Below are 11,801 nucleotides of genomic sequence, written 5' to 3' on the forward strand. Positions count from 1 at the left end.
GTCTTTTTTGTCCTGAAATAGCTTAGGACATTCTCTCTATATTGCAAATATCGGCGCGAAAAAGCTTTGTCGCCAAATTGTAACAACCCACCCCACCTCCTGATGTGTGCATACGTATGTGAACTATGCAGCGCGCAATTTCCGATCATAAGGAAGCGAGTTTGACGCACGATATTTGCGGAAATCGTGACGATATCAAATTGAATTTATGGGTGTTTCCGGCACGAATCGGGCACCCGATTAGGGGAGTGAATATGAAGAGATCACCAATCAACAAGCAGCGCTGTCTGGTTCAGGCGAGCCGTATGGCTTTGGGTTTGACGCTGGCAATCGCGGCAGGCAGCACATCGGCATTTGCCCAGGATGCCGATCAGGAAAACCAATCCACGGCTGAGATTGACGAGGATAAAGGCGTTATCGTCGTCACCGGTTTTCGCGCCAGTCTGGAAAGTGCAGTTAACGAGAAAAAGCAGAGCGACCAGATTTTGGAATCGGTCACGGCTGAAGATATCGGCAAGCTGCCTGACGCATCTATCGGTGAGTCCATTGCCCGCTTACCTGGCCTGACATCGCAGCGGCTTAATGGCCGCGCCAATGTGATCGCCGTTCGCGGTCTGGGCCCGGATTTCTCGCAAACATTGCTTAATGGCCGCGAGCAAACTTCCACCGGTGACAATCGCGCGGTTGAATTTGACCAATATCCCTCCGAAGTGGTCAGCCAGGTCGTTGTTTATAAATCCCCCAATGCATCTTTGGTCGGACAAGGCCTGGCTGGCACGATTGATGTTCGCACGATCCGCCCGCTGGAATATCGCGAGCGGGTCATCGCGGTTGGTGCGCGCGGGACATATGCTGATCTTGGCGCCCTGAACGCCGGATCGTCAAAATATGGCTACCGCGTCAACGGCACTTATGTCGACCAGTTTGCCGATGATACCATCGGTATCGCGATCGCCGCGGCCTATGTTGACGAGCCTTATCAGCTTCAGGAATTTAACGCCTGGGGCTATGCAGGCGATGGATCAGCAGCGGAGCCATTCGTTATCGGCGGTTCGAAATCATTTGTGACCTCTACGGAATTGAAGCGTTTCGGTATCAACGGTACGTTGCAGTATAAACCATCCGATACCGTCATGATGACGTTCGATGGTTTCTATTCGAACTTTAACGACGACCAGTCGAAGCGCGGTATTGAATTGCCTCTCGCCTTTGGTGCCGGATTTGGCACGACGGGCGATCCCAGTACGGCGACGGTTTCGGACGGATTTGCCACGGCAGGTACATTTGAAAACGTCCGCGGGGTCATTCGCAATGATATTTTTCAGCGCAAAGCTGATCTCTATTCCTTCGGCTATAATGCCACCTATGAAGGCGATGATGGATGGAAAGCCTTTATTGATATCGGCTATTCCAAAACCGATCGCAACGAACTGAGCATTGAGAGCTATTCGGGAACCGGTTTTAACGGCGATGATACCGGCAACGGTGCTTCGGCGACCATCGGGTTCCAGTCCGGCTCCAGCGGCACAGTCTTTGATCCGTCGCTGGATTACAGCGACTCCAGCGCGATTTTCCTGACCGATCCGTTGGGTTGGGGCGGCGGTGTGGTGCCGCAGGCCGGCTATTATAACAACCGGATCGTTGAAGACGAACTCAAGCAATATCGCGTTGGTGTTGAAAAAGAATTTGATGGCGGGTTTATCAAGGCCGTTAAATTTGGTCTTAACTATACAGATCGCGACAAAAGCCTGACGCCGGACGAGTCCCTAGTGCGTCTTGCTGGTGGCGCTTTACAGACAGCCATTCCCCAGGACGCGCTGCTGCGCCCGACCAATCTGGACTATCTCGGCCTTGGTCCGGTTGTCAGCTATGACGCGCGCCAGTTAATTGACGATGGCGTCTTGATACTCGAGCCCAATAATGTGCCGGATGTTTTCGCCAAAGCTTTTACTGTCAGCGAAGATATCATGACCATGTATCTGCAAGCGGATATCGAGCAGGAATTCAGTAACGCAACCCTGACCGGCAATTTCGGGGTGCAAGCAATCAATACCGATCAGTCTTCCAGTGGCCCCACTTTTGCTGACGGTGTGCGTTCTGACCGTACGCTGGGTGACAGCTACTGGGATGTCCTTCCTAGCCTCAATTTATCGTTGCGTTTCGACAGTGATTTCATCATCCGCTTTGCTGCCGCACGCGAGATTCAGCGGCCACAGATTGATGATATGAAAGTATCACTGGAATATGGCCGCAATGAAACCGATCCCAGTGGCGTTTTCCTCGACGGTAAAGGTGGCAACCCGTTTCTACGGCCCTATCGTGCGAATGCGATTGACCTGAACTTTGAAAAATATTTTGGCCAGTCGGCGGTTATTTCTTTGCAGCTGTTCTACAAGGATATCGTCAGCTATATTGATCCGGCAAAACAGCCCTTTGATTTTACTGGCCTGCCGCTTCCGCAAGGCCTGCCAATTGATACGCCTATTGGCTTGCTGGAGCGAGCGGTTAACACGGGCGGCGGTGATTTTTACGGCGGCGAACTCGCAATCACACTGCCCTTCAACAATATTACCGAGGCTCTGGACGGCTTTGGTGTGACCGGCGGTGTTGGCTATACCGAAAGCAAGGTAGTAGATGCCAATGGTGATATTGATCCTATTCCCGGCTATTCCAAATGGACGGCCAACGGCACATTATTCTTTGAAAAATGGGGCTTTAACTCCCGTGTCAGCGCCCGTTATCGGTCACGGTTCCTCGCAGATTTCAGTGGTTTCGGTGGCAATTTGATCCGGCGACTCGCCTTGCCGGAAACTATTGTCGATGCGCAAATCGGCTATGACTTTCAGGAGGGCAGCGCCTTGGAAGGTCTGTCCCTTTATCTGCAGGGTCAAAACCTGACCGACGAGCGCTTTGCATCCATTGATGGTGACGGCACCCGTTTGAAAGTGATCGATTATCAGATTTATGGCCGCCGATTCCTGATCGGAGCGTCATTTAAATTCTGATAGTGTCGAAAGCCGGATCTGTTGACGATGTCCTAAGCTTGAAGGGGCGTTGTGAATGGATCCGGCAGTTGGCATAGCGGTGTAACAACTGGATGAGGGAGGCGGCAATGCAGAATTTTGTCATTGCCGGCGGGGGACCGCTGGCTGGATGGCAGCGGCAGCGCTCAGCCGCTTCCTTGGAAAACAGGCCAATATCACATTGATCGAATCCGATGCGATTGGGACAGTCGGTGTCGGCGAAGCGACCATTCCCCAGATCCGCCTGTTCAATCACGGTCTTGGCATTGACGAAAATGCCTTTGTTGCCGCGACCCAGGGCAGTTTCAAACTCGGCATCCAGTTTGATGGATGGAATGGAGACGATCAGCACTATATTCATGCCTTTGGCAATATCGGCCGGCAGCTCGGACTTGTTGGTTATCACCACTATTGGCTGCGCGCGCTGAAAGGCAGTCAAAACAATGACTTATGGTCCGCCAGTCCTTGCGCTGTGGCTGCTAACGAGAACCGCTTTGCGCGTGTCGAAGAACGGCCCGGCCAGCTTCCGAGCGGTGTTGCTTATGCCTATCATTTTGACGCGGGACTCTATGCCAAGTTCCTTCGGCAATATGCTGAAACGAACGGTGTTAAGCGTATCGAGGGAACCATCGCGGAGGTTGCGCAACATCCCGAAAGTGGAGTGATCCAATCGCTGCATCTGGAATCCGGGCAGGCGATCGCAGGCGATTTTTTTATCGATTGTTCCGGTTTTCGCGGTCTGCTGATCGAAGGGGCGTTGAACGCTGGCTATGATGACTGGCGCCATTGGTTGCCATGCGACCGTGCGGTAGCTGTGCCCTGCGAAGCAAGCCAGCCGCTGACGCCCTACACCAAGGCATCCGCACGCAAGGCTGGGTGGCAATGGCGTATTCCGCTGCAGCACCGCACCGGCAACGGACATGTCTATAGCAGCGCCCATATTTCGGATGACGAGGCCGCATCAATCCTGCTCGATAATCTGGACGGAGCCGCGTTGGATGATCCCCGCCAGCTGCAATTCACGACTGGCAAACGCAAGCGCGCATGGGTGAAAAACTGTGTGGCGCTTGGCCTGTCCGCAGGCTTTATGGAGCCGCTGGAATCGACCAGCATCCACCTCATCCAATCCGCTATCGCGCGGCTGCTGCAACTGCTTCCCGGTGCGCATATCGCTGAGGCGGATATCGCCGAATATAACTGTCAGACAGACTTTGAATGGGAACGCATTCGCGATTTCCTTATCCTGCATTACCACGCCAATGGCCGGAACGAACCGTTCTGGCAGGCCGTCCGCGACGCCGAAATCCCCGATAGCCTGGCCCATAAAATCGCCCTTTTCGAAGCCAACGGCCGGATCGTGCGTGAACATGAAGAATTGTTCACCGAAGCGGGCTGGCTGCAGGTTTTGATCGGGCAGGGGATCATGCCCGATGGCTATCATCCGCTTGCCGATCAACTTAGCGAGAAGGATTTGAGTGAGTTTCTGAAGCTCGCCGGGCAGCATGCCACGGCCGTCGCGTCGCGTATGCCGGATCACGGCGACTATATTGCGCAGCACTGCGCCGCCGCACAAATATCCTCCCCAACCAACAGGATCTTAGCATGATAAAGAAAATTTCTTTGCTCTCTAGTCTGGTATTGTCGGCTTCGCTTCTAAGCGGCTGCGGCCAAGCGCAAGCGCAAGATGCGCCGGTCTATGGCACGGGTAAGGCAGCTGTTGCGTTAAACGATGTCAGAACGCGGCTGCCTGAAGATGAAATCATCTATTTCGTGCTGCCAGACCGGTTTGAAAATGGTGATCCACAGAATGACACCGCCAGCATAGCAGGCGGGCGCCTGAAATCCGGCTATGATCCAACCCATAAGGGCTTTTATCATGGCGGCGATCTGAAAGGGCTGACCGAGAAACTCGATTATATTCAAGGGCTTGGTATCACCGCCATCTGGTTTGCACCGATTTTTAAAAACAAGCCGGTGCAAGGTCCATCCGGAAACCAGAGCGCTGGCTATCATGGCTATTGGGTCACCGACTTTACCCAGGTGGACCCGCATTTCGGGTCCAATGACGAATTTCGCGCTTTTGTTGACGCCGCCCATGCACGCGGCATGAAAGTCTATATGGACATTATTGCCAATCACACGGCGGATGTCCTGTATCCCAAGGAATGTGAAGGCCAGAAGGAATGCGTTTATCGCAGCAAGGCCGATTATCCCTATCACCGAAAAGGCGGCGTCGATGGCACGGCTATTAATGAGGGCTTTGCCGGTGACACGGTGATGACAGCGGAAAATTTCGCGAAGCTGACTGATCCGACCTATGCTTACACACCGGTAACGCCTGCAGGCGAAGAAAATATCAAGGTTCCCGCGTGGCTCAATGATCCGATCTGGTATCACAATCGCGGTGATACGACCTTTGAAGGGGAATCATCGCGCTATGGTGATTTTGTCGGCCTCGATGACCTGATGACGGAAAACCCGCGCGTGGTGGAAGGGATTATCGCAATATTCGGCGACTGGATCGACAAATATGGCATTGATGGCTTTCGCATCGATACCGCCAAACATGTGAACCCGGAATTCTGGACACGCTTCACCCCTGCCATGCTCGAACGCGCGAAAGCCAAAGGCATAGACAATTTTCATATCTTTGGCGAAGTCTATGCGCATGAAGTCGATCCCGGTTTTCTCGCGCAATTCACAAAGCGCGATGAGTTGCCAACTGTTCTCGATTTCGCGTTTCAGGTCGCGGCGCACGATATGTTGACGGGCAAGGCGGGAACCCATCTTTTTGGCAAGCTGATTGACGGCGATGTGCTTTACGCAGGCGGCGAGGCCACCGCGCGCCAATTGCCAACTTTCCTCGGCAATCATGACATGGGCCGGATGGCGCATATGCTGGATAAGGCTTATCCCGATGCGAGCGAAGAAGAACGGCTGGCGCGCATATCGCTGGCGCATGTCTTGCTGATGGCGACGCGCGGGGTTCCAACCATCTATTCGGGCGACGAACAAGGTTTTGTCGGCGATGGCGGCGATCAGGCTGCGCGTGAGGATATGTTCTCCAGCCAAGTCGCCAGCTATAACGACAACCGCTTGGTCGGCACCGATGCCACCACCGCCGAGGCGAATTTTGATAATCGGCATCCGCTTTACCGGCTCATCGCCCAGCTGAGCGCGATACGGAAACAGACGCCGCAATTGCGCTATGGCCGGACGGTGCTGCGGGCCAGCAACGAGAAGCCTGGGCTGCTCGCCTTCACCCGCGGAGACGACGATGGGACCGAGGTATTTGTGGCGCTCAATATGACCAACGAAGCGATCAAACACAATGTCGAAGTGGGTATGAATTCAGAGGTTTTTTCCACTCTGGCCGGCCAATGCCCCGCCACCATTTCGGCCCCCGGATCGGTTGCCGTCAACCTGCCTCCGCTTGGCTATGCCATCTGCCAAGCCGCTCCCCAGGATAAGAAGTAAACCCGTGCTCCAGAAACTTAAGAACATGACTGATACCGATCCCGACACGACCACGCCTTGGTGGAAGGGTGCGACCATTTATCAAATCTATCCGCGCAGCTTTGCCGACAGCAATGGCGATGGCATTGGTGATCTCGCCGGTATTACGGCGCATCTGGATTATGTCGCCGAGCTGGGTGTCGATGCGATCTGGCTGTCGCCATTCTTCAAATCGCCGATGAAGGATTTCGGCTATGATGTTGCCGATTACCGCGATGTTGACCCGATCTTTGGCACATTGGCGGATTTTGACGCCCTGATAAAGCGGGCGCATGAACTGAACCTGCGTGTGACGATTGATCAAGTCTATTCGCACACGTCCGACCAACATGCATGGTTTGCCGAAAGCCGCAGCAGCAAAGACAATCCCAAAGCCGACTGGTATGTCTGGGCCGATGCGAAGCCCGATGGCTCGCCGCCGTCCAACTGGCAGTCCGTCTTTGGCGGGCCAGCATGGACCTGGGATGCGCGGCGCGGGCAATATTATCTGCACAATTTTCTGTCCAGCCAGCCGCAGCTCAATGGGCATAATCTAGAATTGCAGGAGGCGTTACTCGATGTCGGCCGCTTCTGGCTGGACCGCGGCGTCGATGGTTTTCGCATCGATGCGCTTAATTTTGCGATGCACGATCCCGCATTGCGCGACAATCCACCGGCACGGCCGTCTAACAAGAAACGCACGCGCTCGTTCGATTTTCAGCAGCGGCTCTATAATCAATCACATCCCGATATCCCGGTGTTTATCGAGCGCATTCGCGCGCTCACGGATGAATATGACGGCTGTTTTACCGTTGCCGAAGTTGGCGGTGATGATGCCGAGCGCGAGATGAAATTGTTCACTGCGGGAGACACCCATCTCAACAGCGCTTATGGATTTAACTTTCTTTACGCCGATGTTTTGACGCCGCGCCTGGTGCGAGAGGCGGTCGAGCAGTGGCCAGATATTCCGGGCGTGGGGTGGCCAAGCTGGGCCTTTGAAAACCACGATGCCCCGCGCGCCGTTTCACGTTGGGTCGCTCCGGAATATGCTGATGCTTTTGCCCGGATGAAGATGTTGCTGTTGGTCGCGTTGCGCGGCACGATCATCATCTATCAGGGCGAAGAACTGGGTCTGACGCAGGTGGATATCGCCTTTGAAGACTTGCAGGATCCTGAGGCAATCGCCAATTGGCCCTTGACGCTGAGCCGTGATGGTGCCCGGACCCCAATGCCATGGCAGTCGGGCGTGCTCAATGGCGGTTTTTCGGAGGTCCAGCCTTGGCTGCCGGTAGCTGATGAGCATCATGCGCTGGCCGTGGACAAGCAGAATGATGATCCATTATCGCTGCTCAACCTGACCCGGGCGCTGATCCAGTTGCGCAAGGACCATGAAGCGCTGCGGTCTGGCCGATTGACCATCCTGCAGGCCGATGGCGACCTATTGATCTTTGAACGCGAGGCTGGCGGTGAAAAGCTGGTCTGTGCGTTTAACATGGGCGCCTCTGATCTGACATGGAGCGCCGAAGAACGCGCGCAAATCCATGCCGTCAATGAAGCCACATCCATCAATCTGCCCGCCTATTCCGGTATCGTGCTGTCCACAAATCAAGGAGAATGACTATGGCCAAAGCCCCCGTCCGCCATATGTTGCTGCTGATAGTAGCGTTTTTGTCCACGCCGGCCTTGGCGGAAGATATTGCCTCGATTGCCTCTCCGAACGGCCAAATCACTGTATCTGTGATGATCAATGGCGAAGGCCGCGTACAATATGCCGTGGCAAAGGATGGTGCGGCGATTATTGCGCCATCCCAAATGGGTTTTCAGTTTACCGATGCCATCCCGATGGCGCGGGGCTTGGTATTTGATAGTGCCGAAACCAATACCGTTGATACGCAATGGGACTTGCCTTGGGGCGAGCGCACGACCGTCGTGGATCGCCACAATGAACTGGCCGTCAAAGTCCATGACATGGGCGGCGACAAAGCCACGACAAAACGGCCCATGACCATCCGCTTTCGGGTGTTCGATGACGGCGTCGGGTTTCGCTATGAGTTTCCTGCACGGGCCGATGGCAAGGCGTGGAATATCGCCGATGAAAATACCGAATTTGTAATCGCGCAAGAGGGCACGTCCTGGTGGACGCCGGCGGGCGATTGGAACCGCTATGAATATCTCTACCACGAAACCTCGATAGACAGTGTTTCATCGGCCCACACGCCAATCACAATGAAGCTTGCCGACGGCACCCATTTGTCTTTTCACGAAGCCGCGCTGGTCGATTATTCGGGCATGTGGTTGAAGCGGATAGAAGGGCGGCGTTTTCGTTCGACGTTGGCACCGTCCAGCCGTGATGCACGGGTCACGCGGACCGGCGCATTTAACACGCCTTGGCGCACCATCCGCATCGCAGACGATGCAGCGAAACTATATGACAGTGATCTGGAACTGAACCTCAACGAGCCCAATAAGCTCGGCGATGTCAGCTGGGTGGAGCCGTTCAAATATATCGGCATCTGGTGGGAAATGCACCTCGATACCGCGAGTTGGGCTTCCGGCGAAAAACACGGCGCGACCACGGCCAATACCAAACGCTATATCGACTTTGCCGCCAAACATGGTTTTCGCGGTGTGCTGGTGGAAGGCTGGAACAAGGGTTGGGATGGCGATTGGTTTGGCAACGGCCGCGATTATTCCTTCACCGAGACCTATCCTGATTTCGATATTGAATGGCTTGCTGACTATGCTCGCAAAAAAGGCGTGCGCTTGATCGGCCATCACGAAACCGGCGGCAATATCAAAGTCTATGAGGCGCAACTGGACGATGCGATGGCGCTTTATGAAAGGCTTGGTATTGATGCGGTAAAGACGGGCTATGTGGCCGATGCCGGCGGGATTATCGCGCCGGGCGATAGCGCAGACGAAGAACGCTTTGAATGGCATGACGGACAGACCATGGTCCGCCATCATCTGAAGGTTGTTGAGACGGCCGCCAAGCATAAAGTCGCCGTCAATCCCCATGAACCGATCAAGGATACCGGTCTGCGTCGGACCTATCCCAATTGGGTCAGCCGCGAAGGCGCGCGGGGCATGGAATATCAGGCATGGGGAGAACCCGGCAATGGACCAGATCATGTGCCGACCATGATATTCACTCGCATGCTGTCGGGTCCGATGGATTATACGCCGGGTGTATTCTCCCTAAAAGGGCGGGGCGGCCGGGATCTGGAATCGACACTGGCACGGCAACTGGCGCTTTATGTGGTGGTCTATTCGCCTATTCAAATGGCGGCTGACCTGCCCGAAAATCTTGCCAAATATCCGAAAGAGCTGGCGTTTCTCGAACAAGTCCCGGTCGACTGGTCTGAAACGAGAACACTGGCCGGTGAAGTCGGTGACTATGCGGTGATCGCTCGCAAGGATAAGGCAAGCGCAGACTGGTATATCGGCGGCGTGACGGACGAAGAGGCGCGGGACATATCCGTCGACATGTCCTTCCTGCCAGAAGGCGCGGACTATGTTGCGACAATCTGGCGCGATGGCGACAAGGCCGACTATCGCACCGCCGCGCGTCACGATATCGAAATGGAAAACCGCAATGTTACGACCAAGGATAAACTACCCTTGCGTATCGCACCGGGCGGTGGCTTTGCCATTCGTTTGACACCAGCACGATAAGCCGCGCAATAGAATGACATGACCGATCCCGCCGCCAAAGATTTCGTCATATTGGGCGGCGGGACGGCCGGATGGATGGCGGCCTGTTTACTCGCAAACCAATGGCGTGGTCGCGGCGCAACAGTCACGCTGATCGAAAGCAAGGAAATCGGTATTATCGGTGTTGGCGAAGGCTCCACACCACAATTGAAAGCCTTTTTTGACAGGCTGGGCATAGCGGAACGCGAGTGGATGCCCGCCTGCGATGCCACTTATAAGAACGGCATCAGCTTTCATGGCTGGTCCAACCGGCCCGGCTATGAAAGCTATTTTCATCCTTTTCCGGCCCCGATCGACAATCATACAGCGGCCAAATTTTTCTATAACACCCGGGCCCGGCGGACCGGTCGGGATGTTGACGCGCACCCTGATCGCTTCTTCCTGCCAGCGCTTCTAGCCGCGACCGAAAAAGCGCCAATAGCACCCGAGCATTTCCCTTTTGAACCAACTTATGGTTATCATTTTGATGCCCATAAAGTCGGCGCTTTTCTGGCAGACCATGCAACAGAAAATCTGGGCGTCAGACATATTGAGGGTAGGGTCGAGAATGTCGAGCGGGCAGATAACGGCGATATAGCTGCGCTCATCACGGAAGACAGATCGCGCATTGCAGGGAATTTCTTCCTCGATTGCAGCGGTTTTCGCGCCATATTATTCAATGGCGCCTTGGACGAACCGTTTCTGCCTTTTTCGGATAATCTGTTTAATGACAGCGCGGTGGTCATGCCAACCACTCGTGCCGATCAGACACGCTTGCCCAGCCAGACCAAGGCGACGGCGCTATCAGCGGGTTGGGTTTGGGACATTCCTCTGACCACGCGCAGCGGCAACGGTTATGTCTATTCCTCTTCCCATATCGACGCGGAGGCGGCGGAATGCGAGCTGCGCCAGCATTTGGGCGTCGGCGATACTGGTGAAGCAAGGCATCTAAAAATGCGGGTCGGCCGGGTGCGCAACAGCTGGTCCCATAACGCGCTTGCCATCGGCCTTTCCCAAGGCTTTCTCGAACCGCTGGAAGCAACCGCGCTGCATATCGTGATCGCCACGGTCGAACAATTTATCGGATCGTTTGAAGCTGGCGACTTCACACCGGAACATCGCGATAGTTTCAACGCCGACATCGCGGCCCGATATGAAGGCATCCGCGACTATATTGTCTGTCACTATAAGGTAAACCGGCGCGAAGATGCCGCTGGGATCGATTATTGGGCCGCCAATCGGGCCAATCAAAACCTGTCAGATGATCTGAAATCCGTGCTCACCAGCTGGTATACCGGGGGCGACCTGACTGCCGAAATATCCCGGCTCGGCATCGGCAAATATTATAGCGCCATCAGCTGGCACAGTCTTTTAGCTGGCTATGGCACTTTTCCGGATGACGCAAAGATTACACCGCCCGGCGATGATATTGTGATCCATGATGTGTCAGAGATTCAGCGTTTTTTGGATCGGTGCGCGTTAAATTTCGACGACCATGCGCAAGCTTTGTCGGTTTTCGATTAACCCGAAACAGTGACTATCTTCTGTCGCGAAGTGTCCCTCACGGCCCGTTTTCTTTACAAGACTGTG

At 54.7% G+C, this 11,801-nt stretch carries 6 protein-coding genes; all 6 read left to right on the plus strand.

Annotation, left to right across the window (positions count from 1 at the left end; translation table 11 throughout):
* Positions 1 to 305 precede the first annotated feature (305 nt).
* The 6 genes from J4G78_RS13610 to J4G78_RS13635 all read left to right on the plus strand — a co-directional run bounded on the left by J4G78_RS13610 (position 306) and on the right by J4G78_RS13635 (position 11,735).
* Positions 306 to 3,005 carry a TonB-dependent receptor gene (locus J4G78_RS13610; protein WP_207990720.1) on the plus strand — a complete coding sequence of 900 codons (2,700 nt, stop codon included), beginning with the start codon at positions 306 to 308 and terminating at the stop codon, positions 3,003 to 3,005.
* A 148-nt stretch (positions 3,006 to 3,153) separates the two neighbouring features.
* Complete coding sequence (locus J4G78_RS13615; RefSeq protein ID WP_207987073.1) at positions 3,154 to 4,629, plus strand: tryptophan halogenase family protein; 1,476 nt, start codon at positions 3,154 to 3,156, stop codon at positions 4,627 to 4,629.
* Positions 4,626 to 6,500: an alpha-amylase family glycosyl hydrolase gene (locus J4G78_RS13620; protein ID WP_207987074.1), complete on the plus strand. Its 1,875-nt coding sequence runs from the start codon at positions 4,626 to 4,628 to the stop codon at positions 6,498 to 6,500. Before J4G78_RS13615 ends, J4G78_RS13620 begins: the two co-directional genes overlap by 4 nt.
* 25 nt (positions 6,501 to 6,525) lie before the next feature.
* On the plus strand, positions 6,526 to 8,136 hold the full coding sequence (locus J4G78_RS13625; RefSeq protein WP_207987075.1) for an alpha-glucosidase: 1,611 nt from the start codon (positions 6,526 to 6,528) through the stop codon (positions 8,134 to 8,136).
* A 2-nt stretch (positions 8,137 to 8,138) separates the two neighbouring features.
* Complete coding sequence (locus tag J4G78_RS13630; protein ID WP_243457098.1) at positions 8,139 to 10,193, plus strand: glycoside hydrolase family 97 protein; 2,055 nt, start codon at positions 8,139 to 8,141, stop codon at positions 10,191 to 10,193.
* A gap of 18 nt (positions 10,194 to 10,211) precedes the next feature.
* Positions 10,212 to 11,735, plus strand: a complete 1,524-nt coding sequence (locus tag J4G78_RS13635) for a tryptophan halogenase family protein (protein ID WP_207987076.1) — start codon at positions 10,212 to 10,214, stop codon at positions 11,733 to 11,735.
* Positions 11,736 to 11,801 lie beyond the last annotated feature (66 nt).

This window comes from Parasphingorhabdus cellanae (assembly GCF_017498565.1).
Classification (GTDB): Bacteria; Pseudomonadota; Alphaproteobacteria; order Sphingomonadales; family Sphingomonadaceae; genus Parasphingorhabdus; species Parasphingorhabdus cellanae.